This is a genomic window from Streptomyces viridosporus T7A, from assembly GCF_008704515.1.
Classification (GTDB): Bacteria; Actinomycetota; Actinomycetes; order Streptomycetales; family Streptomycetaceae; genus Streptomyces; species Streptomyces viridosporus.
In genome coordinates this window covers 1-23,327 of the sequence record NZ_CP023700.1, presented here as the reverse complement: position 1 = coordinate 23,327, position 23,327 = coordinate 1, and the positions used below count along the sequence as shown (strand labels likewise).

The 23,327-nt window shown below is 71.5% G+C and carries 32 protein-coding genes and 1 pseudogene; 4 read left to right on the top strand and 29 right to left on the bottom strand.

The genetic code is table 11. The annotated features are described in order from the left end of the window. Positions 1 to 173 precede the first annotated feature (173 nt). The 4 genes and pseudogenes from CP969_RS00160 to CP969_RS34375 all read left to right on the top strand — a co-directional run. Positions 174 to 749, top strand: a complete 576-nt coding sequence (locus CP969_RS00160; protein ID WP_026085601.1) for a DUF5994 family protein — start codon at positions 174 to 176, stop codon at positions 747 to 749. A gap of 5 nt (positions 750 to 754) precedes the next feature. After that, positions 755 to 964: a hypothetical protein gene (locus CP969_RS00155; protein ID WP_063744546.1), complete on the top strand. Its 210-nt coding sequence runs from the start codon at positions 755 to 757 to the stop codon at positions 962 to 964. Between the two features lie 483 nt (positions 965 to 1,447). Beyond that, a complete protein-coding gene (locus CP969_RS00150) occupies positions 1,448 to 1,663 on the top strand; it encodes a hypothetical protein (protein ID WP_063744532.1) in 216 nt (71 codons plus the stop codon). A gap of 261 nt (positions 1,664 to 1,924) precedes the next feature. Continuing rightward, positions 1,925 to 2,502 (top strand): annotated as a pseudogene (locus CP969_RS34375) (IS5/IS1182 family transposase); the annotation flags it as partial. Positions 2,503 to 2,707: 205 nt separating this feature from the next. On the opposite strand, the gene CP969_RS00135 reads toward CP969_RS34375, so the two are convergent. The 29 genes from CP969_RS00135 to CP969_RS00005 form a co-directional block, all read right to left on the bottom strand. Then, positions 2,708 to 3,547, bottom strand: coding sequence for a replication-relaxation family protein (locus CP969_RS00135; RefSeq protein WP_016828497.1), 840 nt, complete (start codon positions 3,545 to 3,547; stop codon positions 2,708 to 2,710). Positions 3,548 to 4,058: 511 nt separating this feature from the next. Continuing rightward, positions 4,059 to 4,748, bottom strand: a complete 690-nt coding sequence (locus tag CP969_RS00130; protein ID WP_016828498.1) for a hypothetical protein — start codon at positions 4,746 to 4,748, stop codon at positions 4,059 to 4,061. Between the two features lie 124 nt (positions 4,749 to 4,872). Next, positions 4,873 to 5,214 carry a hypothetical protein gene (locus CP969_RS00125; RefSeq protein ID WP_223886997.1) on the bottom strand — a complete coding sequence of 114 codons (342 nt, stop codon included), beginning with the start codon at positions 5,212 to 5,214 and terminating at the stop codon, positions 4,873 to 4,875. Between the two features lie 18 nt (positions 5,215 to 5,232). After that, complete coding sequence (locus CP969_RS00120) at positions 5,233 to 6,267, bottom strand: adenine nucleotide alpha hydrolase family protein (RefSeq protein WP_016828500.1); 1,035 nt, start codon at positions 6,265 to 6,267, stop codon at positions 5,233 to 5,235. A gap of 113 nt (positions 6,268 to 6,380) precedes the next feature. Further along, on the bottom strand, positions 6,381 to 7,520 hold the full coding sequence (locus tag CP969_RS00115) for a hypothetical protein (protein WP_016828501.1): 1,140 nt from the start codon (positions 7,518 to 7,520) through the stop codon (positions 6,381 to 6,383). Positions 7,521 to 7,529: 9 nt separating this feature from the next. Then, positions 7,530 to 7,901 carry a hypothetical protein gene (locus CP969_RS00110; RefSeq protein WP_016828502.1) on the bottom strand — a complete coding sequence of 124 codons (372 nt, stop codon included), beginning with the start codon at positions 7,899 to 7,901 and terminating at the stop codon, positions 7,530 to 7,532. A gap of 258 nt (positions 7,902 to 8,159) precedes the next feature. After that, positions 8,160 to 9,617 carry a single-stranded DNA-binding protein gene (locus CP969_RS33385; RefSeq protein WP_016828504.1) on the bottom strand — a complete coding sequence of 486 codons (1,458 nt, stop codon included), beginning with the start codon at positions 9,615 to 9,617 and terminating at the stop codon, positions 8,160 to 8,162. A gap of 40 nt (positions 9,618 to 9,657) precedes the next feature. Beyond that, positions 9,658 to 10,215 carry a hypothetical protein gene (locus tag CP969_RS00095; RefSeq protein WP_039831884.1) on the bottom strand — a complete coding sequence of 186 codons (558 nt, stop codon included), beginning with the start codon at positions 10,213 to 10,215 and terminating at the stop codon, positions 9,658 to 9,660. A 93-nt stretch (positions 10,216 to 10,308) separates the two neighbouring features. Next, positions 10,309 to 10,728: a CpaE-like family protein gene (locus CP969_RS00090; protein ID WP_051044479.1), complete on the bottom strand. Its 420-nt coding sequence runs from the start codon at positions 10,726 to 10,728 to the stop codon at positions 10,309 to 10,311. Between the two features lie 98 nt (positions 10,729 to 10,826). After that, entirely contained in the window at positions 10,827 to 11,159 is a 333-nt protein-coding gene (locus CP969_RS00085; RefSeq protein WP_016828507.1) for a hypothetical protein, read from the bottom strand. Positions 11,160 to 11,246: 87 nt separating this feature from the next. Further along, positions 11,247 to 11,789, bottom strand: coding sequence for a hypothetical protein (locus CP969_RS00080; protein ID WP_223886996.1), 543 nt, complete (start codon positions 11,787 to 11,789; stop codon positions 11,247 to 11,249). Positions 11,790 to 11,962: 173 nt separating this feature from the next. Beyond that, positions 11,963 to 12,334, bottom strand: coding sequence for a hypothetical protein (locus CP969_RS00075; RefSeq protein ID WP_004993926.1), 372 nt, complete (start codon positions 12,332 to 12,334; stop codon positions 11,963 to 11,965). 85 nt (positions 12,335 to 12,419) lie between these two features. Further along, positions 12,420 to 13,958: a ParB/RepB/Spo0J family partition protein gene (locus CP969_RS00070; RefSeq protein ID WP_016828509.1), complete on the bottom strand. Its 1,539-nt coding sequence runs from the start codon at positions 13,956 to 13,958 to the stop codon at positions 12,420 to 12,422. Between the two features lie 203 nt (positions 13,959 to 14,161). Continuing rightward, positions 14,162 to 14,308 carry a hypothetical protein gene (locus tag CP969_RS33030; RefSeq protein ID WP_016828510.1) on the bottom strand — a complete coding sequence of 49 codons (147 nt, stop codon included), beginning with the start codon at positions 14,306 to 14,308 and terminating at the stop codon, positions 14,162 to 14,164. A 54-nt stretch (positions 14,309 to 14,362) separates the two neighbouring features. Beyond that, positions 14,363 to 14,851, bottom strand: a complete 489-nt coding sequence (locus CP969_RS00065) for a hypothetical protein (protein WP_016828511.1) — start codon at positions 14,849 to 14,851, stop codon at positions 14,363 to 14,365. Positions 14,852 to 14,978: 127 nt separating this feature from the next. Then, positions 14,979 to 15,665, bottom strand: a complete 687-nt coding sequence (locus tag CP969_RS00060) for a hypothetical protein (RefSeq protein ID WP_016828512.1) — start codon at positions 15,663 to 15,665, stop codon at positions 14,979 to 14,981. A gap of 13 nt (positions 15,666 to 15,678) precedes the next feature. Continuing rightward, a complete protein-coding gene (locus CP969_RS33380) occupies positions 15,679 to 15,894 on the bottom strand; it encodes a hypothetical protein (RefSeq protein ID WP_016828513.1) in 216 nt (71 codons plus the stop codon). A 62-nt stretch (positions 15,895 to 15,956) separates the two neighbouring features. Beyond that, complete coding sequence (locus CP969_RS00055) at positions 15,957 to 16,301, bottom strand: hypothetical protein (protein WP_016828514.1); 345 nt, start codon at positions 16,299 to 16,301, stop codon at positions 15,957 to 15,959. Positions 16,302 to 16,474: 173 nt separating this feature from the next. Further along, on the bottom strand, positions 16,475 to 17,086 hold the full coding sequence (locus CP969_RS00050) for a hypothetical protein (protein ID WP_016828515.1): 612 nt from the start codon (positions 17,084 to 17,086) through the stop codon (positions 16,475 to 16,477). 32 nt (positions 17,087 to 17,118) lie between these two features. Beyond that, positions 17,119 to 17,325 carry a hypothetical protein gene (locus CP969_RS33025; protein ID WP_016828516.1) on the bottom strand — a complete coding sequence of 69 codons (207 nt, stop codon included), beginning with the start codon at positions 17,323 to 17,325 and terminating at the stop codon, positions 17,119 to 17,121. Positions 17,326 to 17,353: 28 nt separating this feature from the next. Continuing rightward, positions 17,354 to 17,701, bottom strand: coding sequence for a hypothetical protein (locus CP969_RS00045; protein ID WP_016828517.1), 348 nt, complete (start codon positions 17,699 to 17,701; stop codon positions 17,354 to 17,356). Positions 17,702 to 17,799: 98 nt separating this feature from the next. Then, complete coding sequence (locus tag CP969_RS00040) at positions 17,800 to 18,852, bottom strand: hypothetical protein (protein ID WP_016828518.1); 1,053 nt, start codon at positions 18,850 to 18,852, stop codon at positions 17,800 to 17,802. A 151-nt stretch (positions 18,853 to 19,003) separates the two neighbouring features. Further along, positions 19,004 to 19,417 (bottom strand): SsgA family sporulation/cell division regulator, encoded by a 414-nt coding sequence (locus tag CP969_RS00035; protein WP_016828519.1) that lies wholly within the window; start codon positions 19,415 to 19,417, stop codon positions 19,004 to 19,006. A gap of 129 nt (positions 19,418 to 19,546) precedes the next feature. Beyond that, positions 19,547 to 19,753 carry a hypothetical protein gene (locus CP969_RS00030; protein WP_016828520.1) on the bottom strand — a complete coding sequence of 69 codons (207 nt, stop codon included), beginning with the start codon at positions 19,751 to 19,753 and terminating at the stop codon, positions 19,547 to 19,549. After that, complete coding sequence (locus CP969_RS00025; protein ID WP_016828521.1) at positions 19,746 to 20,234, bottom strand: hypothetical protein; 489 nt, start codon at positions 20,232 to 20,234, stop codon at positions 19,746 to 19,748. The genes CP969_RS00030 and CP969_RS00025 overlap by 8 nt, the downstream gene beginning before the upstream one ends. 57 nt (positions 20,235 to 20,291) lie before the next feature. After that, positions 20,292 to 20,588 carry a hypothetical protein gene (locus CP969_RS00020; protein WP_016828522.1) on the bottom strand — a complete coding sequence of 99 codons (297 nt, stop codon included), beginning with the start codon at positions 20,586 to 20,588 and terminating at the stop codon, positions 20,292 to 20,294. A 278-nt stretch (positions 20,589 to 20,866) separates the two neighbouring features. Next, positions 20,867 to 22,045 carry a hypothetical protein gene (locus CP969_RS00015; RefSeq protein WP_016828523.1) on the bottom strand — a complete coding sequence of 393 codons (1,179 nt, stop codon included), beginning with the start codon at positions 22,043 to 22,045 and terminating at the stop codon, positions 20,867 to 20,869. Positions 22,046 to 22,196: 151 nt separating this feature from the next. Beyond that, complete coding sequence (locus CP969_RS00010; RefSeq protein ID WP_016828524.1) at positions 22,197 to 22,754, bottom strand: hypothetical protein; 558 nt, start codon at positions 22,752 to 22,754, stop codon at positions 22,197 to 22,199. Between the two features lie 69 nt (positions 22,755 to 22,823). Then, positions 22,824 to 23,195, bottom strand: a complete 372-nt coding sequence (locus tag CP969_RS00005) for a hypothetical protein (RefSeq protein ID WP_016828525.1) — start codon at positions 23,193 to 23,195, stop codon at positions 22,824 to 22,826. Positions 23,196 to 23,327 lie beyond the last annotated feature (132 nt).

Sequence of the window (23,327 nt, the reverse complement as noted above, 5' to 3'; positions counted from 1 at the left end):
TTGGCCGCGGGGCGGGGGTGCTGTTGGAAATGCCGGCGCACGTTGGCCGGTCTGAGAGCGGAGTAAGCTAAAGGCACCGGGAGTACTTCGTACACCGGCTCACACGTGGGTGTCGTTCCCGGCGATCGACGACACCGGGCCGTCGTAGACGGGCCCGGGGACAGGTTCGCGCCATGAACGTGACCATCGACCATACGACGCCGCGTGAGCGCGCACCTTCACCGTCGGCGCGACTGTCCCTGACCCCCGCACGCACGGTTCCGGGTCAGTTGAACGGCGCTTGGTGGCCCCGCTCCCGCAACCTCTTCCGTGAACTTCCGGCCCTGGTGGACGCTCTTATCGGCCCCCGGGGGCAGGCCACCCGTGTCACGGTGAATCCGGCCCGCTGGCCCATTATCCCCCGTAGGGTCCCTGTCAGCGGGCACATCCTGCACGTGTGCTGGTTCACCGACGAACAGCACCCGCACACCCTGGTCCTCCTCTCCCACACCGTCGGCCGCTGGGAGCTGCTGGTCATCCCGCCGGAGACCCGTGGGGCCGCTGCCGAACGGCTGATGTCTGCCGCGGCGGCCGTGGGCAACCTGCGCACGGCCGGGCGGCTGATGGCCGACGAGGAGGCGACCGGCGACGTCACCAAGGCCCAAAGCCGGGAAGAGACGTGGGAAACCGACGGCGGGGCCTCGGCGTCACCGCCACGGCCCCGGCCCCTGGATCCGACCGAGTCCTTGCCCTGTGGCCGAGGAAGGTGAGGACCATGGAGATGATCATCACGGTGGCGGTGATCCTCGCCATGATCGCCGTTGGAGTGATTGTGATCCGTCGGCTCAGCACTCAGCACGACGCGCGGATCGCGGCCTTTCACTACAGCGACGCTCTGCCAGGGGTCGGCCGCAGGATGCGGAAGCGCCGTCGGCGGGCGGACGGGACCGCCGACGAAGCGAACCGCGACGGAAACCACGGCTGATACCAGCCTTCCCCCTGGTTAGCCCGCACATCGCCAAGGACACGGCAAGCCGACCCGGCTTGCCGATCGTTCACGGCTGCGTGAACATAGGTGATCGGAGAGTGACGGGAACGGAGAGGTGGGGTGGTCAGTGTGCTCCAGCGCCTGGCGCGGCCAGCCTGGCAGGGGGCCGGGCGGCTGACCACACCGTTGCTGCCGAAGAGGGCGGCGAGAGGGTAAGGAGATGCTCGCTAGTCCGGGCTTCCCAGCCCACTGAGTAGTGTGCATCGTGAAATTGCAGGTCATGGGTCTGGTGCGAGGGGCGGTAGGGGGACCCGTGCTGATCGGCGGCCGGTGTCCACGGCGAAGATCGTCCGATCGGTCAGTTGGAGTGGGTCTCGGATTCTGCTGCGCCTGCCTCAGCGGGCCGCCTACGATCCGTCACCGTGTCGGTACGTCGGCGATCGCGGGAAGGGCGTAGGAAAGTCCGATCTGGAGCGGATCATGGCTCACCGTAGCGAACTGGACGCGCTCGCCGTGGAACTGGCCAAGCGGCTTCAGGAGGTCGAGGCCGAGCGGGAGGAGTTGGGGATCGCTGAACGGGTCCTGCGCCGCCTGGCCGAACAGGATCGGGCCTATACGGAGGCCGCTGGGGTGGGTGGCCTCGAGGAAAGCGCGGGTGGCGGGGCGTGCGGTGCTGCTGATCCCGCATCGTGGTGAGACTCCCGACGAGGCCGCGCTGCCCGGTGATTACCGCCGGATCCTCCCGATCGTGCGGGCCGTCGGCGGCCCGGTGCAAGTCAGGACGGTGGGTGAAGAGCTGGGGCTTGAGGTGGCGGTGCGCGGGAAGCTGGAGCCGCTGCGGGCGAAGGCTGGCTGCACAAACGGCCCGACGGGAAGTTCACCGCGCGCCTGTGGTTACGCCGGACCGGGGACGGTCGGGGCGTAACCGACGGGCTCCCGGCTGCAATTGAGTTTGGTGTGAAGAAAAACAACGACACCGTCGAGGGCCCTGACGACCTTGTCTACACTGTCCGCCTGCCGCTGTCGAATGCCACTCTGAACTGGCTCGCCGACCTGGTGCGCGGCCGCTTGAAGGAGATCGGCTCCAGGTGGCGGGCGCTGCCCGCGGGGAAGATCGCGGGCATCGTGCTGACGGTGCTGCGCTGTGACCAGCGGCCCGGCGACCTGGCCGGCGGCAACGGGGTGCACCGCACCACCGTGACACGGTGGTGCGGGAGGTCGTGGGTCTGCTGGCCGCTCGCGCCCCGCGCCTGGACCGAGCCCTGAAGAAGATCGCCCGAAAGGGTGGCGGGGTGGTGCTGCTGGACGACTCCTTGATACGCACTCGGCGGCGCACTGGGGCCGAGAACCGGAAGAATTGCTCGGGCAAGAGCAAATGCCATGACCTGCTCGTGATCGCGCTCACCGACGACCGGGGCCGACTCGTATGGGTCTCCGCAGCCAGACCCGGGCGGACCTCGGCGATCACTGCCTGCCGTCACGACAAGCTCACGCAGAAGTTGCGGGCAGCCGGGTTCGGCACGATCGCCGACCTAACTTGAGCTTTAACCTCGCCGTTCGAACACGGCCTTCTGCCGTGCCGACTGGGCGCTTTCACCCGATTTGATCCCGCTGTGGGCGCGTTGATCGCGCCTGAAAGCGCCGACCAGAGGTGTTCGAATCTGCTGGGCTAAATCTCAAGCTCAGTCACAACGGTCCGGGGTCCGCTCGCGCATCCGCCGGCAGGGGCGGCCGACAGCGTCACAGGTCGCTCCAGGGGCGGGGCGTGCCGCCGGGCAGGGGCGTCCACACGTTTTGGGCGGGGCCGTGCTGTTCGAGGTCCTCGAGGACGGCGGCGCCCAGCGGCACCTCGCGGGCGAGCGCGGCGACGAGGGGGTGCTGGGCGGCCAGCGCCTGCAGGTCGCCGATCCGGCCCTCCAGCCGGGGGCGGGAGGCGCCGGTGAGGACGAACAGCAGACGGGGGAAGACCGGATACCAGCGCAGCCAGCCGGGCTCCGCGGCGCCGCGGCGGCGCCGGCCGACCGGCTGGGCCTCGTACTGATGCAGCCGCGCGTACTCGATCAGCTTCACCGCCAGGCGCTCACCGCTCATGGTGGCCCGGTCCACCTCCACGAACGCGCGCAGCTTGCGCCGCTGCTCGCCCCTGACGACGGTGTAGTACATGACGGCGTCGGCCACCACCCGTTCCCCTTCGCCGATGGAGTGCGACACCTCGGGCGTCCAGTCCCAGGGGCCGTGCTCGTGCCCGAGCCGGCGGGCATCGGCGGCGAAGGCCAGATGGGCGCGCACCACGGTCAGGGTGTGCGCTGTCTTCAGCGACACCGCCGTCGTGGAGGTGATCGGGTAGGGCGGCCGCCCCCGCAGGACCGGTAGGTCCCTTGTCAGGCGTGCGCCGTCGGGGGTGAGGTACCAGGCGTGGGTGGGGGAGCGGTCCGGGCCGGGCAGCACCGTGTAGTCGACGAAGCCGTCGCAGCGCAGCTTGTTCAGGGCGCGGGAGATCAGCTGCCGTGTGCCGTCCGGGCGCAGCATCCGGCGCAGCTGGCCGGTGGTGGCGATGCGGTGCTGGGCGAGCGCGGTCATGATCTGATCACTCAATGCCTCGACCGGGCTGGGCGGCAGAGGGGAAACGCGTGTCCTCGAGGCGGAGCGGGGCATGGGAACTTCCTTTCGGCGCGCGTGCGGCCTGAGCCGAGCGCGGGCCGTTCGACCGACGGCATCAGTTGCCGACGAGGAAACCCAACAGCCCCGACCAGACCACCGACCACGAAGGCCCGACCATGGTCACGAATGGAAAACATCCCGGTGGTCGGCCCTGCGCCCCCCGACCACGGACTCCTCGGGCTGCGCAGACTGAAGGATCCGATCAGTGGCCGGCCGACGGCACGGGTCATTGCCCGGTCAGACAGGGTGAGTTCGAAGTCCCTGGAAAACGGACGATGGCCGGTCCGCGGCAGCATCTGCTGCTGCGGGGCGTAGTGGCGAGCTACGCCATGCCGGCCATCGTTGCGGTATCCGGCCCGCAGGGGATCAACAACCCATAACCGGCATACCGCGTCTGTGGGGTGGTGGGCTTGTGGCCACCACCGGGGTGCTACCTGTTTCGCGCGGCTTTCTGTTCGAGGATGCGCCGGCGTGTCCACCGGCGTCTCCCGCCGCTCTCCGTGACCGCATCCACCGTCTTCAGCAGGGGCAGGTTGCCCTGGGCGAGGCTGCTGCTGAAGGAGGTGATGCTCTTGAATCCGAGCAGGGCAGCGGCTTGTGTTGCGCCCAGCAACTCGTCCGGATCTCCGTCGACGGGGACATCCGGCAAAGGCCGCGTCGGCCGTCCGGTCACCTTGCGTCTGCCCATGCCCGGACGGGTGGCCTGCCAGTCCAGCAGGGTCTGCACCCGCCACCTGCGTCGCTGGTAGGGCCTTTCGGGAGTGCCGAGCTCTTCGACGACGTCGGGTTCCGGGAAGTAGCCGGGGTGATCTCGCAGGTAGTGGTTGACCTGCTGAGGGCTTTTGTAACCGAGGAACTTCGAGGCCTCGGTGCTGGTGAGCAGCTGGTCCGGGTCAAGGGCCGGAGGCTTGTGCTCCTGCAGGCGGGACAGTTTGCGCTGGGCGAACCAGGTGTCCACATCCTTCCCGTCCCACTGCCGGGCGCGGCCGCGGTGGCCGACGACATCCGGGAACCCGGTGGTCTCCCGCTCGAGGTACAGCGAGCTGATACGTGCAGGGGTCAGCCCGTACTTCGCGGCAATGTCCGCGGCCTCGACGACGCGCCGTGTGGAGCGGGCCATGGTGTGGGAGTCCCATCGTGTGATGCGGAGCCGGCCTCCCCGACCCGCAACACACATAATGGCCCCTGTTGAGGTCGGGTGTCCAGCTTGACGCCCATTTTCAGGCCGCGGGGAAAGCCGACGCCTACTCCTCGGGGAGGAGGCTGAATCCCCGGCGGGCGGCGTCTTCCACCATGGCGGAGTAGGCGAGTGCTGCGGGGGTCATGTCCCACTCGGTCAGGGCGAGGAGCAGCACCATTTCCGCATGGTCCCGTGTGGCGTCGTAGGGGACTTCGGCCGCATCGGCTGCGGCCGCGAGGTCGGCGGTGGACATCCCCTGCAGGCGGGTCGCGGTCGCCTGGTGCGTCTCCTGCAGGCCCTGGTGGTAGAGGACATTGCCTTCGCGCAGCAGGTCCAGGAGGTCCTCGCCGTCGGCGGCTGGTGCGGCCGCAGACAGTTCCAAAAGGCGCTGGGTGCTCGTCGTCATCATGGTCAGTATGCCTCTCTAGAAGGGCTGGGAAGGAAGGTCGGGGGCGGTGGGGCCTGCATCGCAGCCGCCGCAGGCCGGGCCGGAGGCCGGCCGGGCGGCGAGGTGGACGGCTTTGCGTGGTGGCTGTTGCAGGGCGGTGCGGATCTGCCGCTCCAGCAGGTCCATGTCGGGACCGTCGTCCGGCAGGACGATGCCGGGGTCCGGGGCGGTGGGCCGGCGGCTGGCCTCGATCAGGTCGGTGATGCGCCAGTCGGGACGGAAGCTGTCGCCGCGGGCGGATTCGACCTCGGCGTACAGCTCGGCGAGCCGGGGCCGGCGGGCGATGGCCAGCAGCAGGTCCCGCTTGGAGGCGAACACGCACAGCGAACAGGAGCAGCGGCTGGTGCCCTTGAAGTCCCCGGCACCGGGGAAGGAGTCGTAGGTCCAGTGGTAGGGCACGGGGGCGTCCCGGTGCCACTCGAGGACCGCGGCGGTGGGCCAGTCCTTCACCGGCAGCCACTCGTCCACGATCCGTGCGCCGTTGGTCAGAACGTTGCGGTAGGCGGGGTGGTGGGCGCGGTCGCGGCTTTCGTCGGCCCGCAACCCCATGTCCTTCAGGATCCGCACCGGGCGGCCGAGCTCGCGGCGCAGCCGGCGCACCAGGGGAGTCCAGGCGGTGGAGATGATCGACTCCTTGGCGTACTTGCGGCAGTAGGGACTGCCCATGCGGGGGAAGCGACCGTAGGCGGCGATCTCGGTGAGCAGGAACGCGGGCCGCGCGACTTCCACATGGCGGTCGGGCGGGATGCCGCAGGCCGCGCTCTGGGCGGCGGCAAGCTCGCACATCGACGCATAGCGCGTGCCGTCGACGTGCACGGCCGGCCACTCCAGCGGCCCGAGCGTGGCGTGATAGGTGATCACCCGGTCGGTGACCCCGGCCGCCACGGCGTCCCGCATGAACGACCACAGCATGACGCTGCTGTCCTTACCGCCGGACAGCTGGGGGGCGAGCAGGTCGTAGGCGGCCAGGTCCGGGGCGTCGGACGGGCAGACGGTGGGGCGTGCGGGCATGACTGCTCCAAAGAAGGCAGAGGAGGAGAGGGATCAGGCGAGGGGGTGCCGGGTGGCGGAGCCGGAGAGCAGGGCGCGCCATTCCTGCTCGAAGTGCTTGTCCTGTTTGTCGATCACGCGGGCGGGGCGGTGACGAACAGCTCTTCCGCCATCGGCCAGGCCGCGCGGCGGGGACGCAGCCAGGCGCGGGCGCGCCCGTAGAGCGGGTCGTGCTCGACGTCGACGCCGTGCCGCTCGGACACGGTGATCAGCCGCCGGGCCAGCTGCTGCGGGCGGCCGATGTCGACGCGCTCGGTGGAGCGCATCACCGGGCGGCGCTTGCCGGACTCGGACAGCAGGAACAGGCGGCGCACGTGGTAGAGCGCCCAGGGCACATCGAGCTCGCGCTCGAACGCCTCCAGGCACGCGCAGTCCCTGGGCCGGGAGGGGTCGAAGAGCTCCAGCAGGCTGCGCTTGCCGTACAGCCTGACGTTGGGGTTCAGGCTCATCGCCGTGTACTCCAGGCGCAGCACCTCACCGGCGATGTCCGGGTGCGAGCGCATGCGCTCCAGGTGGGCCGGCAGCGCGCCCATGGAAACGGGGAAGCAGCAGAAGGTGCAGTACGACTTCGGCCAGTGCACACCGAAGCGCTCCAGGAGATAGTCCTCGCACTGCCGGCGGTGCCAGCCCCAGTCGATGAGCGGATAGACCCCGGTGCGCCCGGGGATCCTTGAAGCGGCCGCGTCACCGAAGCGGCGCCCGGGCTCGTCGGCGTTGAAGCCCATGATCTGCCGGAACGGGCGCCCGCCCATCACCTGCACGAGCCACCGGTCGCCGACCTCGCCCTTGGCGCGCAGGCTGCATTTGCGGGTGCCGGCCTGCTGGGGGACGGTGCCGACGGCCTCCAGCTCGTCCCACAGTGTCCACGGCCCGCGGGCGAAGAGCCGCTCGGGGCGGCGGGAGTCGTCCAGGACCGTGATGCCGGCCGCCTTCGGCTGCCCGGAGCGGGACAACTGCACGAACTGCACCCCGTGTTCGCGCAGCAGCGGCAGCATGAAATCCTCCACCAGCATCCGGGTCTCGGGCCACTCGCTGCCGGTGGCCATGTACAGCACGACGGTGCGCTCCAGATCGATGCCGTGCGCGGCGGGGTTGGTGAGGATGCGCGCGAGGTAGGCGGTGGAGTCAGCGCCCAAGCCCCAGTTGATGACGGTGTCCACCTCGTCGGTGGGGAGAAGACCGGGCAGCGACGGCGTGTATGCGGCTGCGGGCATGGCGGTTGCTCACTCCTTCGCGGTGCGCTCGGGCAGTCGATGGGCGGGGACGATGAGGACCAGGTCGTTGGCGGGCCACGGGTCGCAGGCCTGCCAGGGGTGGCCGTTGGAGAGCACCACCACGTCGCCGGGATGGTCGGCGAGGTGGCAGCACACGCCGCATCCGCAGGCCGGGTCGTAGGGCTCGGGGCGGGCGGTGTACTGGTCGTTGAAGTAGTCGGCGCCGCCCATGCCGACGCCGGCGAGGATCAGATCGCCCTTGGCGACGTCACCGGCCCGGGCCACACGCGCGTGGACGGGGTCGTGCAGCAGCGGGGCGTGGTCGGCGTCCTCGAGGTAGGCGGTGACGACAGCCTGGAAGAAGTCGACGGGCTCGGGCACGGGGCAATCTCCTCTGGGTGGAGCGCCATGCCCAGAGCGTGGACGGCCGGGCAGGGCGCAGATGATCGGGGTGTCAGAGCAGGGCGAGCACTCGTGTGGGGTCCGCGTACAGCACGGCGCGGTGCTCGGCAATCAGGCGGGCGGTGCCGTTGGAATGGACGTCGCCTTCGGCGAGCGGCAGCGCCAGCAAGGGAAGTGGTGGGGCGCCGGCAGGCGAACCAGCGCCCCGCGAGGTGGTGCGGGTGAAGGGGGAGAGTGCTATCGGCGGGTGAACCGGTGCCGCACCCGGCGGCGCGGTGAAGAGAGGAAGGGGGAGGGGTTAGGGGCCGACGTCGGCCGGGGTGCGGGCGGCGGGGCGGTGCCATCCGGAGGCCCGCCGCTGCTCCCACCAGGCGGGCGGGCCGCCCGCCTGACGGCGGTTGGGCCACCGGTCCCTGCCCCGGCGGCCTGGGCTGCTGCGGGGGCAGCGATCGAAGCGACCGGGACGGTGGGGGAGATGGGAGCGGCGGCGGCCGGGCTGGGCAGGCTGGTCTCGGTGTAGGCGATGCGCTGGCGCAGGCTGATGCCGAGGTCGTCCACGCTCAGGTAGACGGCGTCGTCCCGGATCTCGGTGATGCGGCCCGCGACCAGGACGCTGACCCCGTCGGTGAGGGACTCGGTGGCGTTGCGGGCCAAGTCCCGCCAGGCGGTGCACACGTAGCGGATCGGGGCCCCGTCGCGCCACTGCCGTGCGGCTGCGTCCCACTGGGTGGGGGTCTGGGTGAGGCGGAACCGGCAGACGGCGACACCGGAGTCGGTGAAGCGGACTTCCACATTGCCGGTGACGGTGCCGGACACGTGCGTGACGGACGGGGCCATACGAACACCTCCTAAATCAAATAATAGACCCTCTTGAGGGAGGGTCAACCCCCCCTTTCGCTGCACCCTGACGTTATGGAGGGCGGTGCGGTCGGTGAGCCGTCGAAGGCGGGCCTTCCACGCGGGGGCGCGGGCCGGGGCCGGCCGCGCCCCGAGAGTGCTGAACACGGTGGCGTCCTCGATCTCCACCTGGAGCGGGATCGTGCCATCGGCCCGGGCCAGCTGTTCGTGGGCGGTGTCCAGGTGCACGGAGACACGTACGGCCCGCATGTCGGGGTCCAGGTAGGCGAAGACGAGAATCCCGGCCAGTTCGATGCAGGGCAGGCCTTCGTCGTCGGGGCCGGTCATCGGGTGGAAGACGGCCGCGCTGTTGGCCTCCGCGCAGGCTGTGTCGTCTTCTAGGGTCAGGCTGCGGGGCGTGTGCACGTAGCGGGCGATGTCCTCGGCATACAGCGTGTAGTCCTCGTCGCCGCGGTGCTCCTTGGGGCCGTAGTACAGGTCTATGGCCGTCTGGTCGTCGAGGGGAGGGCGGTGGGGGACGCCGTCGGTGCCCGCCACGTTGTCCCACGAACTGCGCGCGTGCTGGGCCAGCTCGGCCAGGGCGGAGGCCTCGTCGGACCAGAGCGTCACCTCGTCGCTGTGCCGGTCCCAGCGGCGCAGTACCCAGGCCCGGCCGGTCACCTGCCGGGGGAGGACCGTTGAGGTGGCGAAGGTGAAGCGGCTCAGCCAGTCGCCGAGGATGTAGACGGTGTCCGCGCCCGGCCATTCGCCGGTGCGGGCCTGGAGTGCGTCCATCGTTGCGGCCAGGTCGAGGATGGCCTCGCCTTCGGGCGTGGCCGGGTTGGGTGTGATCAGCACGGAGGGCTCTTTACGTGCGGTACGGGGGGAAGGGCGGAAGTCAGGACTCGCCCAGGAGGGGGCGCAGCAGGTCCATCAGGCGCTGCTGTTCGGGGGTGAGGGTGGCGGTGCGCAGCAGGCGCCGGCGCAGGACGGGCACGTCGACGCTGATGCCGATGGGTGTGCTGGGCCGGCCGGGCGTGAAGAGCAGGCGGTAGGTGCGGGTGTGGATCATCCATGCCTCGTAGCGGTCGGCGGGGCGGCCGCTGCGGGCGGCGTGGCCTTCGTCGGGCGAGCGGGACGGGCACGGGCAGGACGGGTCAGTGCAGGGCCGTCCGGCGGGATGGGTGGCCAGGACGGGGCGGCGGCGGTAGTGGGTGGCGGTGCCGTTGAGCAGGGGGCAATGCGCGGCGGCATACGGCAGGCACTCGGAGTGCAGCGCCGGTTCGGGGGAGTGCCCGCGGGCGGCGTCGGCCGGGCGGACGATCAGGTAGCACCGCTCGTCCAGAAACTGGCCGCAGATCTGGCACAGGCGCCGCAGGAAGGCGGTGCGGGCCCGGTCGGCGTCCAGGCTGCCGAAGGCGGCGTGGCCGCCGTGGATCAAGGACACCCACGGCACCACCAGACCGCCCGACAGCGGCCGGCGCGCACAGCGCTGGGGTATCGAATGCGTCGGTTGTCTCCTTCGGGTCGCGGGGCGGGGCAACTGGGGTCAGGTGCCGGGCGGTGGGGGAGGGCCGGTCAGGAGTTCCTCCCAGTGGGCGTAGTGGCAGTCGGTTGCCGCGTGCAGGCGCAGGTGCAGCCAGGACAGGTCCTGTCCGGCGCGCAGGACGGCTTCGGCGCCGATGGCCGCGGCCCGCGGGTGGACGGTGTCGTCGCCCGGGGCGGCGAGCGTGAGGATCAGGCCGGGGCGGTGGGGCATGTGGCGCAGCGTGAAGGCGGCGTAGCTGCGGTCGTCCAGGATCACGAGCGGGGCGAGCCGGTACTCCGCGGCGCTGAACAGCGGGGAGGGCAGGTGCCGCAGGGGGACCGGGCAGGGCCGCAGGCTGATCGGGTCGTCGTCGGGGCTGTCGCTGATGACCAGCACCGGCGTGCGTGCTCGCTCCTCGGGCGCTGGCGCTGAGTTGGGCATGGCGGGGACGCCTCGCTTTCGTCATCGGGGAATGGGGGTGCGGGGCGGGCGGGGGCGGGACAACCGGGGCGGGCGGTCCCGCCCCCGCGCCGGTCGGGTCAGCCGAGCGGGTAGAGCACGAGGGCCGGGACGGCGTTGTCGGGGGTGCCGTCGACGTAGAGCTCGCGCAGTTCCTTGTCCTGCTCCAGCTCCTCGGGCAGCGGGTAGACCTCGCCGACCTCGTCGCTGTAGGTCGGCGCGTAGCGGGCGTTGCTGTAGGTGGCGAACGGTGAGTAGCCGTTGCCCTCGGTGTCGCGGGAGAGCACTACCAGGGTGGTGCCGGGCAGCGTGCGCCAGTCGTGCCGGATGAGCTGGCGCAGGACGGCCAGGGTCAGGGGGCGGTCGCGGTCGTCGTCCGGGGCGGACGGTGTCGTCTGCTGGTTGTCGCTCATGAGGACCTCTCAGAGAGGGGAACAGGGGAGGGGCGCCGGGGCTGGTGCTTGTGCGCCGCCGCCCTGGGCGGCCGGTGGTGGGGGTGGTCAGTGGCCCGGTGTCGTCGGGGCCGACGGGGCGGGTTCGGCTGTCTGGCCGGGCCATTGCCAGGTGCCGTGGTGGAGGTCGGTCCAGCGGTGGGCGCCGTCGGGGTTCCACTTCACGCGCGCGGGCCCCCAGCCGCCGATCGGGTGGGTGCGGCGGATCGCTGCCGGGTGGCCGGGGAGGTGGTCACGGCGCAGGTTGCTGCCGTCCAGTTGCGGTGCCTGGCCGTGCAGGTCCAGGGCCTGGAGGACGTCGGCCAGCAGTGCCCACAGCTGGTCGGGGTCCTGGGGCAGGTTGCGGATGCGCTGGTCGGAGGCGGTGATCAGGCGGGCCGCTTCGTCGCCACGGCGGTACCAGGTGCCGCTGCCCGGCACGGCCCGTACGGCCATGCTCAGCTCCTTCACGTCCGGCGGGGCCGGCTCATCGGGGCGGGTGAGGATGCGGAACGTCTCACCCATGCCCAGGTAGTAGGCCGCTTCGTGTGCCGGTTCCAGCGGTCCGGTGTCCGCATCAGCGGGCGGCTCGGGCAGGGGCGCGCCGCTCATGTCGCGTGCGTAGGTACGGGCGGCTGCAACGGTGCCGGGAGAGATGACCATGGTCGCCTCTGATTTCTCGAACGGTCTGTCGGAGGGGATGTGGCCGCGCTGTGGCGGCTGTCGGGACCGCCGGGCAAGGCGGAGCGGTGAGGGCTCTGCCCTGCCCGGCGGTCCAGGGGTGGTCAGTCCTCGATCAGGTCCAGGCAGGAGACGGGGACGCCGTTGCCGGGCAGCCGGAACCGCTTGGTGCCCTCGGGGATGCGGTAGCGGTTGCGCGGGTCGGTGCGCAGCAGCCGGGTGGACTCCTCGTCCAGCAGGAAGCCCGCGCGCGTGCCGGTGCGGTTGCGCTCCTGCACGGTGCCGGTCAGGCGGCGCAGGAAGGCCGGGCGCAGCGAGTCGTTGATCCGGGCCCGGCGACCGGCCACGATGCCGTCGTGGGCGGCCTTGTCGAGCTCGCCGAGCCGCCGGGCGGCGGCCTCCTGCACCTGCGCGACGGCTGCCGCGTCGGGCAGCTGCCGGATGAAGGCGCGCACCTCGTCGATACCGATGGACATGGTTCTTCCTCTCTGAGGGGAGGGGGATGACCGGCCGGGCACCGGGCGTGCCCGGCCGGAGTCTTCGGGAAGGGGGGAGGGAACGTCAGGCCTCGGTGCTGGCGTTGGCGTCGCTGTCGGCGTCGGCGTCGGCGTTGGGCCGGTGGCTGGCCACGGCCTGCTGCTCGACCTCGGAGAGCTGGTAGCTGCCGTTGTCGGCCTGGCCGAGGGATTCCAGCAGCAGCAGGTAGGAGGCCTGGAGCGGGCTGGGCGACTCCCACAGGCAGACGTGTGCCATCCGGGCCGTGTCGAACTGCTTGGGCTCGCGGATGTCGTCCTCGAACGCGGCGGCTACCTGGGCGAACAGCACGTTGGCGAGCCGGTTCTTGGGGAAGCCGGCCGCGACCTGCGACGGCGCGTCCCGCTCCGGGTCCGCGGCCCCCAGCAGCAGCGCCAGGGTCTCGGTGCGCTGCTTGTCGGCCCACTTGCCGTAGAAGCGGGGCAGGTCCAGCACGATCCGCTGGGCGAACTGCCGGGCCTCCTCGGGCAGGGTCTTGCCGCGCACCAGCCGCCTGACGAACTCCTGCCTCGGACCGGCGGCCGCCTTCCAGGCCCGGTTGCACGCCACGGTCCGCGCACGCTCCTCGGCCCGGCGCTCGTCTTCCTCAGTCCTGGGCTGCCTGGGCTTGGGACGCGCCTTGTGGCCGTGTGCGGCCGGGTCGGCGCAGTGCCACACCGGCCGGTGCTCCTCGTCCAGCCGGGCGCTGTGACCGGGGCAGCCCTTGTGGTTGTCCTCGGTCAGCGGCGCACCCAGACCCGTGGTCAGCTCGGCCAGCGGCCGGGACGGGTCCTTCTGCCCGTACCCCACCGCCCCCAGCAGCGGGATGCCCGCCGTCGTAAGCTCCTCCACCGCCTTGGTACGGGCGGCGGCGTCGGCCTGCTCGGCACGCAGCAGCGCCATCTCCTGATCCCAGTGGCCGCGCCCGCCACCGCCCTCCTCGTGGTCGCGCTGGAGCGCCCGCAGCAGCCGCATCTCCGCGCCGCGCACGTCGCTGACCTCGGCGAGCTGGGCGGTCTGCTCCAGATCCATCCCTCCGGCCGCCGCCCGGCGCAGCGTGGCGTCGTCCAGCCTCTGCGCCGCCCTGGCCTGCCTGGCCGCGTTCCGGCCGACCCCCAGCGCCTTGGCGGCTGTGCGGCGGTCGACCTCGCTCATGTCGATCAGGGCCAGCTCCTGGGCGCGCAGGGTGTCGTGCGCGCTCATGCCCTCGCGGTGGTCGTTCTCCACCAGCGACAGGAACCGTGTCCAGCCGTCGCGGCCGACCAGGTCCTCGCGCACGTACGCCTTGACCGGGCGCACCGGGCGGCCCTCCGCCTCGGCGGTGGCGTTGGCGATCTGCTGGGCCTGCGCGCGCCGCCAGCCCTTGAACACGCCGTAGGTGCCGTCGGGCCTGGGGCGGACGCTGATGGGCTCCTCGACGCCGATCTCCTTCACGGAGGTGATCAGCTTCTCGTCCGGCTCGGTGTCGTGCTCACGGGCGTTGCACTCGTCGCGCACCAGCAGCGCGGCGTCCAGCACAACCACCTGCGTGGTGTCCTTCTCGGGGGCGGCGGGCGTGCTGGTCGGGGTCGAGACGGCGGTAGCCATGGGCTCTCCTTCTCCTTGCCGTAATGGCGGATGAGGGCGGCCAGGAGGGTGATTTCCTCCCGCCTCATTTCAAATATTAGCCTTTATTGGGATGAGGGCTAGATACCCCTTGACCTGCTAAAACGCAGCGAGAACGGGGGGTTTCCTGCGACTCACCCTCTCCTGCCGGGGGTCTGATTAGGTGGGGGGTGGGTGGCGTGAGGTCAGGTGGCGCGCGGGGGCCGGCTGCGGGTGTGGGCGGCCCGGATTTCGGCGTCGAAGTCGGGGCGCTGCCGGGCGGTTGAGGGCAGTCGTGCGTTGCGGACGTCCATGGCCCGGGTGAGGACGTCCAGCTGCTCGGGGGACAGCACCCAGGCCTAGGCCTCCTTCGGGGCGGGCGTCGCAGCGCCCGCCCGCATCGGCGGTCAGGGGGTCAGGCGGGTGACCTGACGGGTGGGCAGGTGGACGCGCAGGACGTCCTCGTGCCGGGGCGGGTCAATGGCCGCGAGCCGGTTGAGCGCGGCGGCCAGCTCCGGGTCGGCGAACACCTCCTCGGTCATCGCCGCCTCGCCGATCGGCACGGCGGTCGCCGTGGTGCGGGTGTGCCGCAGATCCGGGATGTCCTCGGTGCTGGCGAGTGCCGCGACGAACGGGCTCCACCCGACGTGCATGCCTTCTGCCGTCCGGCGCTCGGTCGTCGTGAAGTACGCGGCCACCACCGGGCGGCCGCCGGGCTGCCCGGCCGCGAATGCCGCGACCCGGTCGACCGCGACTTGCCGCCATGCCTCCTCGGTGGCCGAGAGGGCCTCGATGATCAACGCGTCCAGGCTCTTGGGGGCCAGGCGGCGCAGCGCGTCGCGCACCGGCGACTCGGTCGGCGCGGCCAGCAGTCCGGCGAGTTCGAGCGGCTTCATGGGTGGTGTCCCTCCTCGCGTGAGGTGGCGGCGGGAGCCCGCCGTCCGGGCTCCCGCATCACCAACACTTCTAATAATAGTGCGACATTGATAGGTGTGAACCCGCCTCTGACCTGCGGTTTTGCCGCTAGTCGCGGTCCTGGAGCGGCGGCAGCGGGAAGGTACGCCAGGGGTTGAGTCGTGCGCACCGCTCGCAGTAGACGGTGACGCGGTTGGCGGTGCACTCGCCCCACTGGCACTCGAACTGTTCGCGCGGCCCGCACAGCAGGCACCGCCCCAGCGCGATGCCGTGCAGCTCGCACGGCTGGTAGCGCTCGCGCTGGGGCAGGGCCTCCAGCGCGGGGCGGGGGCGCTCAAGGCGGCTCAGGTCGGCGGCCGGGAAGGACTCCTCGCCGTCGCGCACCCAGCGCGGCGACAGCTGCTCGAAGCGCTCGGGCGTGGTGTAGTACGGCTGCCCGGCCCGGCTGAACACCAGGGCCAGATGGCCGGCGGCCACCAGGGCTTCCAGGCGGTGGTGGCTGAACTCCCGCATCAGGGACAGCATCTCGTCCTGGCGCAGACTCCAGGCGTACCCGAACCGGCGCAGGATGCGCCGCTCGGCGGCCGCCGGGCCGCTCTGAGCGGCGTCGAGCGCCTCCACGGCCACGACGGCGGCACCCGGGTCGGCGGTCAGTTCACGCGCCGCGGTCTCGGCGGCCTCGCGGGCGGTGTGGCTGCTGAGCGCGTACCCGTGGAGCTGGTCCACCACCTGGTGCGCACCCTCGTACTCGGCGACGGCGTACCGGACGGACGGCTGGGGACGGCGGCGGGACATGACGGACCTCCATCTAGGAAATGACGTAGTGGCCCAGCTCGCGCAGCGCGTCGGCGGTGCGCTCCACGTCCTCGGGGTCGTGGTCGGCCGGGCGGGTGTAGGCCTCGATCTCGTTGTTCCAGGTGAAGCCCTGGGCGGTGAGGGCCTGCTCAGTCTCGGGGGTGAGGTCGTCACTGGAGCGGGGCGCGACGACCAGACCGTGAGCGGGGTCGGGGGTGACCAGGTACACCGGTCCTCCTTTCCCCGTGGGCCGCCGGAGCGGCCAGCGGCCCACGGGTCGGGCGGGATGCGTCAGCGGGTGACGGTGATCGTGTAGTCGGAGTCCAGGACGGCGAGAGCGGCGCGGATGGCGGCGCGGGTCTCCGGGCTGGGCTCCGAGTACGGGAAGTCCAGCGCGTGCACGGCGTCGTCCAGGTGGTCGTCGGGCATCGGCAGCCGGTATCCGCTGCGGTAGAGGGCGACGGCGGTTGCGGTGGCGACCCGGCTGCGGTTGTAGGAGGTGGCTTCCTCGGCGCTCACGCTGGTGCCGAATGCTTCGCGGGCGGTGGGCGGCAGGGCGGCGATTCCGGCGGTGAAGCGGCGGGCGGGGATGCGGAGGCGGGCCGGGCGCAGGGCGCGGCGCAGCGATCGCAGCATGGCAACTCCTGATGCTGAAAGCGGGGAGAGCTGAAGACAGGGAGAGGGAGGGGAGGGCGGTTGCCGCCGTCGTGAGGTGCGAGAGGGGGTGGGGAGGGGGAGGAGCACCCCCTCCCCACTACTAATAATAATCCTTCCTGGTTGGGTGTGAACCCTCCCCTGACCTGCTGTTTTTACTCCCGTGGCACCTGAGTGAGGGCGGTGAGCATGGGGATCATCAAATCGGGGCGGCCGCAGGCGTCGACCTGGACCCATTCCCCGGAGGTGCCGACGACCACGGACAGACTGTCGACCTGGACGGGGCGGTGCTGCCCGACGGGCCCGGGGACGTGCTGCCAGGAGATCCGGGTGCGCCGGTGTTCTTCCTCGATGCGGGCGCCGGGGAGCGCGGCGGCCACGGCTGCGGCGACGGCGCGGCGGGCGTGTGCCTCGGTCTGCTGGTAGGCGGTGAGTTGGGCGGCCTGCTCCATGGCCTGGGCGTGCAGCGGGTACAGCCGCCGCTTGATCTCGCGGGCCACATGAGCCGCGCTGATCGTGCTCACCTGGATCGACGGTGCCGCCACCCGCTCCTCGTCCGGAAGGCCGGCGAACACCTTCAACCGCTGCGGGCGGCGGGCGTCGGGCTGACACAGCCGCAGGGCGCGGTCCTCGTCGTCAACGATCAGCCGGGCCAGACCCCGCCGGTACCCGGGCAGCGGCGCGGTGCGGCAGTGGGTTCCCAGCGCGGTGGCGACCTCCTCGGCGAACGCGTCGAACTGCTGCTGGGTCTTCAGCTCCTCGGCCATGACGGTGCTCTCCTCCTGCGGCAGTCGGGCATTCAGGGGCGGTGCGCCCTGCGGGCAGCCGCAGGGCGGGTACGGGCGCGGTCGGCGGCCTCCTGGCGCCGGACGGCGTCGCGGCGGGCGTCGTCGGCGGTGTAGCCGGTGTCGCACCACGGCTTGCACAGCTGGCCCGGCGTGGCGCCGCACGTCTCGCAGTGGTCGTCGAAGTCCTCGGGGCGCCACGGGCGCGGCTGGCCGGTCATGCGGCATCGCCTCTCTGGGCTGGGATGGTCAGGGCGTGGTGGTCCACAGTTGGGGGCCGGTGCCGGCGCGGGCGTTGACGCTCGGGCGTACCGGCATGTCGCGGTAGTCGGACACCCGCACGTAGCCGCCGCGCTCGGTGTCCAGGCGGATGACGTCTCCCTCCCACTCCCATGCGGCGATCAGCTCCGCGGGAAGGGTGCTGATGTCGTCGGCCTGCACCTGCCCTGCCCACGCGGTCAGTTCCTCGCCGTAGACCTGCCGCCACTCGCGCAGGACGAAAAAGAGCTGGCCGAAGTCGTCGACCAGGGCCAGCGCGCGCCTGGCCGGGGGCCGGGCATTCGGCGTACCGGGGCACGTCGGGCCGGGTGCGCTCACCCAGGCTCATCAACCAACGCATGATCAGACCTTTCCTCGATGCGTGCGGGGGTGCCCCCGGGGGGTGGCCTGCTGGCAGGCCACCCCCCGGGGAAGGGTTAGGGGCGGATGCGCTCGCTGGTCTGGCGCGCCTCGCGGCGGGCCTGGTCGGCTGCGGCCTGGGGGCTGGTGGCGTAGACGACGTTGACGCTGCCGAAAGCGGTCTCGGCGTCGCTGGCGTGCTGCTCGTGGGCGTCGGCCCGGGCGTCCGGGTCGGTCGGGGCTTCCTCGACGTGCCAGACGTCCACCTCGCCGCCGCCCTTCCACTGACCGACCACGAAATACGGACGCTCCACCTGCGGCGCGGCGCTGCCCGGGGCCGGTCGGCGACCGCGTGAGCGGGCCCGTGCCTGGGCGCGCAGGGAGTCGGCCTCGGTCTGGGCGCGGCGGGCGTACTCGTGCTCGCGGGCGGCTGCGGTGCGGCAGTAGGGGCCCCGCCACTGCTCGACGGCGACGGCGCGGGACAGCGAGCCGGGGTAGTCGGCCAGCACCAGCAGCAGCACTGGGTGTGGGCAGGCGATGAACCAGCGTGCCGCGGTCCACCAGGCGGCGACGGCGGCGCGCAGTGCGGGCCGGGCGGTACGGGCCTCCCGCTCGTAGCGGGCGGCCTCGGCCTGGTGGTGGGCGGCCGACCACGCCAGGAAGCGCAGCAGGGCTGGGGTGTCGCGCTGCCGGGAAGCGGTGAGGATGGCGGGCAGGTCCTCGCGCTGCATGACGTGCTCGGCGCAAGCCTGCAAGACGGCGGTGAGCGTCGCGGCCGTTTTCGGGGACGGCTCGTGACCGGCGGCGGTCTCCATCGGGTACACCGACACTTCGGGGCGGCCCACAACGTCGATATACAGCTTGAGGCTTCCCCGGTAGCCGCTGCTGCCGCGGGCGAGGCGGGGCAGCGTGTCGTCGGGGGCAGTGTCCTGATAGGCGTTGACGGGGCCGAGGCAGGCGCGCACGGCGGTGAACCGGTCCCAGTGCTGAGGGTGATGGGTTCCGGTGACGTGCACCTGGCCGCGCATCGCGCCGCCCAGCTCGAACACGACGGCGTCGTCCTGGAGGGGGCCTGCGGTGGCGTGCACGGGGCCGGCCGGGGTCTCGATGGTCAGGCTGTCACGGTTCATAAACGGTGCCTCCTGGGCGTTCGCGGCGGTGGCTTTCGGGAGACGGCCCCCGACAGGTGCCGGGGGCCGGTGGAGAGGGCGGGAGCGCTGGCGTGCTGTCCGGCGCCCCGTGCCGTCACCCTGCGGCGACGGCACGGGCGGACGTCTTGCCCTAGCTCTCCGCCAGGAGACGCGAGAGCTCCTCGTCGAGACACAGGTGACCGTGCTCCGTGCCGGGCGGCACGGCGGCGGCCGTGCGCTCCAGGAAGCCCTCCAAGACCCGCGCCGGGGCGTGAAGCAGCGCCTCACCCTCCTCGGATGCCAGGGCGATACACACGACGTCCAGGCCACGACTGCGGCACGGCCAGACCTGGACGTCACCGATCCCGGCGGGGCGGTGGAGGCCGGCGGTGAGGAGTTCGCGGGCGAACACCCACTCCACGGCTTCCTCGGCTCCGGTGTGGAAGGCGGCACGCACGGCGTAGGGGTCGGCCGTGTCATACCGCAGACTCGCCCGGACCGGCAGGGAAGACTCACTCGACAGAATGAGGCGCAGGTGCAGTTCGCAGCTGACTGTGGTGTCCATGAGCGGCAGGGCCTTTCGCTCAGTGTGCGCTTTCGGGCTAGGGGAAAGGGCGGCGACGGGCGGCAGGCGCTCAGCCATCGATCACCTGGCCGGGTGGGCCGCCCCCGGGGAGGGGGCGGCGGCTGTGGGCTACTCCTGCGGCGGCTTGTGACGGCGCAGGTTGTCCCGCTCGGTCAGGGACACTTCCTTGCCGCACGGGCATTCGCCGTAGCGGCGGCCGTGCAGGTGGAAGAACTTCGGGCCGGTGTTCTTGGCGTTGACGGTGCGGATGGTGCCCGGGACCGGGGCGGTGTTGGTGCAGTAGCCGTGCGCGGTGACGGCGGGCTTCTCAGCCACGGGGGCTCTCCTCGTCGGTGTCGGTGATTCGGGGCAGGGCTGGGGCGCGGTAGGCCTCGCGCCGTACGGCGGGGACACCGGGGCAGGGGGTGACGGCCTGCCGGAGGTCGGCGGTGTCCATGGGGTGCAGCCATCCGCCGCGTACGGTCCAGCCGCACGCGCGCGGGTAGGGCTCGGCGGCCGTGGTGGCGACCAGGACGGCGCTGCGCACCGTGCTGCCCTCCAGCGCGAACACCAGCAGCGTGCGCAGCACCGCGTAGTCGTCCTCGTCCAGCACGGTCAGGCGCACCGGATCGGTGCCGGTGGAGAGGTCGGCCTGCCCCCGGACGAACGTGTCGTCGGTGCGCTCGGCCACCAGGTTCAGCGTGTGTTCTCCGTCCCCGAGTGCCAGGATCATCAGGGCGAGCGCGGTCAGGGCGCGGCTCATGGCGGCCGCGATGGCGTCATCGGCAGGGCGTATGAGCTCCGGGCGTGCGGGCATGATGCGGCTCCTCACGGGTCGGCGGCTGGCGTGCTGCGTGCTCCTTGGCGGGGCCGGTCAGTACAGGCCGCCGATGGCTTCGGCGATGGCCCGGCCGATGAGCGCAGGGTCGGTGCTGGAGTCGTACGGCAGGTGGGTGCTGTCTCCTGCGGAGTCGTTGCGCAGGTAGAGGTGTCCGGCCTCGCACACACCGACGGTGAACGGGATGCGGTCGGGGCTGCGCAGGTGCCCGGTCGTTCCCCACGGGCCGGGCAGCGCGGCCCACTGGTCCCCCAGGAACTCAAGGGCGGCGCGCGCCACGGTGTAGGGCGTGTGCGGGTGCTGCCTCGGCTGCTGGTAGAAACTCCTGGCCATGAACGGTGGCTTCCTCTCTGGTTCCCCCGCGCAGCGGGGTGTTCCGGGCTGCGCCCGGAGCCAGGGGGCGGGGCGCTGTGCGCCGCCGGGGTGGGGTCCCCTGCGCTGCGCTGCGGGGACCGGTGGCGTGCGGGCTGCTGCGCAGCCGCGCACGGGGCGGGCGCGCTGCGCGCTCCCTTCTCGGGCGGAAGCGCTGCGCGCTGTGGTGGTGTGGGGCCCGCGCGGGCCGGGGGAGGGGAGGGCGAGGGAGATCCCCGGCCCGCGCGGGGGTCGTGGGGTTAGCCGTGCGCGGCGGCGGCCGTGAGGGCCGGGAGCGCGAGCGCTTCCAGGGCAGCGGCCTGGTCGGCGTCGGTGAGGGTCTGCGCGGTGGAGGTGACGGCGTTCATCACGCCCCCGGCCGTCATCTGACCCCCCCGGATGAAGTGGGAAAGGATCATGTCCTTGGCCTCGGTGCCGATGCTGAGCGACTTGGTGACGTGCTCGATCGTCTTCGTCGGCTCGGCCAGCGCCTTACCGGCGGCGTCCTCCATCGCGCGCACCTTGGCCTCGACGTACTCGCGCGACAGGAACGTGCGCACGGCGTCGGCGGTCTTGGACGTGATCAGCTCCAGCGTCTTGCGCTGGGTCTGGCCGGACCAGGAGATCACGCCCTCGTCCTGCCTGCCTCCCAGGTGCACGGCGCGCATGACGTCCTTGGCCTCGGTCAGGCCGTTGCGGCAGACCTGGATGACCGCGCGCGGGGTGATCGTGTACGCCCCGGAACCGACCTCGCTGTTGGTGATGACGAAACCGGCCGAGATCATCGGCAGTTCGTCACCGCTGCGCCCGTCGAACGGCGACCGGTACCCGCGCAGCAGCGCACGGGCCTGAACGGCGACCGCCTTGGACTCCACCCGCACGTACATGCGCCGGTCGGTCAGGTCACACCCGGTCACCCGGGTCGGGTGCCCGGACTGCTTCACCCCGTCCAGCGCGGCCACCAGCATGTCCAGGTTGTCCATCAGCTTGTAGCTGTCGGACAGCAGCGCACGCGCCACACCCTCGGCCGGCGGCATGCCGGGGCCGTTCTCGCCCCGGAACGCCCGGAGCATGAAACGCCGCTCGGGGTCGTTGCGGAGCCAGGCGTTGACGTTCTCGTCCAGCAGCGGCACGTTCTCGGCGCGCATGCGGCGCAGGTAGGCGAGCGGGATACGGAGCTTGTCCGAGATGCCCTCGTCGGCGACGGCGGTGGGCCGGTAGATCCCGTCCACCTCCGTCACCCCGTCCTCGGTGATCAGTGACTCCACGCCCTCGACGTGCACGTTGCCCTCACGGAAGCGCAGCGCGGACGCGGGAGCGATCACGTCCAGCTTCCGGCGGTTCTGGTCCTCCAGGATGCGGACCAGGTCCGAGAGCTCGGCGTTGCGGGCACCGGTGGGGGCCACGTTCATGGCGCGCTCGGCGAACTGCTGAGTCATGCTCTCCCCTTCGTGGCGGTCCGGGGGCGGGGCCACCGGCCCCGGACGCTGTGTTGATCTCTGCGGAGCCGGGGGGCGGGGCCACCGCCCCCCGACACATCAAATAATAGACCCTTTCCGGGGTGTGTGAATCCCCCTCTGACCTGGTCTTTTACCCCATCGTGCGGTACTCGGGCAGCGGGGTGATGCTCACCCGGCGCACGTTCTTGACCACCGGTACGGGCACGACTCCGCGCATCTCGCACAGGTCGTAGCGCAGCTCGGGCGTCTCGCCGAACGGGTCGGCATGCGCGTGAATCGCGCTCACCCAGTAGCTACCGTGACGGCTGGTCAGACTGCCGTGATAGTCGACCTTCTGCCACAGCACCGGCCCGGCGTGCTGCGGGTCCAGGCACCGGGCGACGGCGACAACCATCGGGTCGGCCATCCGCTCGGCCATCAGCAGGACGAACGCGCGCGCCACCGTGGCGCGGTCCACCGGCACATCGGCCAGGGCCGGACCCGTGTGCCCGGTACGCACACCCATCACCCAACCCAGCTCGAAGAACGGCCGGACCATCTCCAACTGCTCCTGCGGCACCCGCTGCGCGTCCGGCCCGCCCACGCCGCGCACCAGCTCCCGCAGCGCGTAAGCGGCCTGCTCCTGCTCCGCCACCGTGAGCGGCGCTCCGGCCTCCTCGGCCCGCTCCGCAACCCGCGTGCTCTCCATGACTTCCCTTCCCCTCTCACCGCTGCCGGACGGAAAGGGGGCGTCCCGTCCGGGACGCCCCCGGGCGGACTACTTCAGGAACCCGCGCGACCGGAGGAACTCGGCCGTCATGAGCGCGATTCCGTTGGGCTTGTAGATCTGCGGGAACCGCCGCATCTCCACCTCGGTGCGCCCCTGCGCGTCCGGCTCGATGAACTCGTGAACCAGACGGTACGGCTGGTCACCCACCGGCATTTCCAGCACCACCGGGCCCACCTTGGTGTCGAACCGAATTCCGGTGTAATTCGCGTCAGAGTTGTGCACGACCTTCGCGCCCATCCGCGCGCACACAAGCGGCAGGAAACCCGCGATGGTTCGGGCCTGAATTGCCAGGCCCGTCATGGGCGCACCCTGACCACCGCGCACCCGCCGGACGATTCCACCGGAAATGCTGATCTCCACGTTTCTCCCCTTCGTTGATCCCTGCGGTTGCCGGGGGGTCGCCTCCCCCCGGCACTTCAAATAATAGACCTTCTTGGCTCGGAAGGGAAGTATTTGGATGGGTGTTGCGCTGGGTGTTGCGCTGGGTGTTGC

Coding starts and splice junctions, on each gene's coding strand:
- CP969_RS00135 (WP_016828497.1), bottom strand. CDS start 3,547: ATGACCGCGCTCGCCCAGCACCGCATCGCCACCACCGGCCAGCTGCGC.
- CP969_RS00075 (WP_004993926.1), bottom strand. CDS start 12,334: ATGTCCATCGGTATCGACGAGGTGCGCGCCTTCATCCGGCAGCTGCCC.
- CP969_RS00130 (WP_016828498.1), bottom strand. CDS start 4,748: ATGGCCCGCTCCACACGGCGCGTCGTCGAGGCCGCGGACATTGCCGCG.
- CP969_RS00150 (WP_063744532.1), top strand. CDS start 1,448: ATGGCTCACCGTAGCGAACTGGACGCGCTCGCCGTGGAACTGGCCAAG.
- CP969_RS00120 (WP_016828500.1), bottom strand. CDS start 6,267: ATGCCCGCACGCCCCACCGTCTGCCCGTCCGACGCCCCGGACCTGGCC.
- CP969_RS00070 (WP_016828509.1), bottom strand. CDS start 13,958: ATGGCTACCGCCGTCTCGACCCCGACCAGCACGCCCGCCGCCCCCGAG.
- CP969_RS00155 (WP_063744546.1), top strand. CDS start 755: ATGGAGATGATCATCACGGTGGCGGTGATCCTCGCCATGATCGCCGTT.
- CP969_RS00085 (WP_016828507.1), bottom strand. CDS start 11,159: ATGAGCGACAACCAGCAGACGACACCGTCCGCCCCGGACGACGACCGC.
- CP969_RS00015 (WP_016828523.1), bottom strand. CDS start 22,045: ATGACTCAGCAGTTCGCCGAGCGCGCCATGAACGTGGCCCCCACCGGT.
- CP969_RS00010 (WP_016828524.1), bottom strand. CDS start 22,754: ATGGAGAGCACGCGGGTTGCGGAGCGGGCCGAGGAGGCCGGAGCGCCG.
- CP969_RS00090 (WP_051044479.1), bottom strand. CDS start 10,728: ATGCCCAACTCAGCGCCAGCGCCCGAGGAGCGAGCACGCACGCCGGTG.
- CP969_RS00065 (WP_016828511.1), bottom strand. CDS start 14,851: ATGAAGCCGCTCGAACTCGCCGGACTGCTGGCCGCGCCGACCGAGTCG.
- CP969_RS00080 (WP_223886996.1), bottom strand. CDS start 11,789: ATGAGCGGCGCGCCCCTGCCCGAGCCGCCCGCTGATGCGGACACCGGA.
- CP969_RS00050 (WP_016828515.1), bottom strand. CDS start 17,086: ATGGCCGAGGAGCTGAAGACCCAGCAGCAGTTCGACGCGTTCGCCGAG.
- CP969_RS00020 (WP_016828522.1), bottom strand. CDS start 20,588: ATGGCCAGGAGTTTCTACCAGCAGCCGAGGCAGCACCCGCACACGCCC.
- CP969_RS00035 (WP_016828519.1), bottom strand. CDS start 19,417: ATGGACACCACAGTCAGCTGCGAACTGCACCTGCGCCTCATTCTGTCG.
- CP969_RS00055 (WP_016828514.1), bottom strand. CDS start 16,301: ATGCTGCGATCGCTGCGCCGCGCCCTGCGCCCGGCCCGCCTCCGCATC.
- CP969_RS33025 (WP_016828516.1), bottom strand. CDS start 17,325: ATGACCGGCCAGCCGCGCCCGTGGCGCCCCGAGGACTTCGACGACCAC.
- CP969_RS00160 (WP_026085601.1), top strand. CDS start 174: ATGAACGTGACCATCGACCATACGACGCCGCGTGAGCGCGCACCTTCA.
- CP969_RS00060 (WP_016828512.1), bottom strand. CDS start 15,665: ATGTCCCGCCGCCGTCCCCAGCCGTCCGTCCGGTACGCCGTCGCCGAG.
- CP969_RS00025 (WP_016828521.1), bottom strand. CDS start 20,234: ATGCCCGCACGCCCGGAGCTCATACGCCCTGCCGATGACGCCATCGCG.
- CP969_RS00125 (WP_223886997.1), bottom strand. CDS start 5,214: ATGACGACGAGCACCCAGCGCCTTTTGGAACTGTCTGCGGCCGCACCA.
- CP969_RS00040 (WP_016828518.1), bottom strand. CDS start 18,852: ATGAACCGTGACAGCCTGACCATCGAGACCCCGGCCGGCCCCGTGCAC.
- CP969_RS00115 (WP_016828501.1), bottom strand. CDS start 7,520: ATGCCCGCAGCCGCATACACGCCGTCGCTGCCCGGTCTTCTCCCCACC.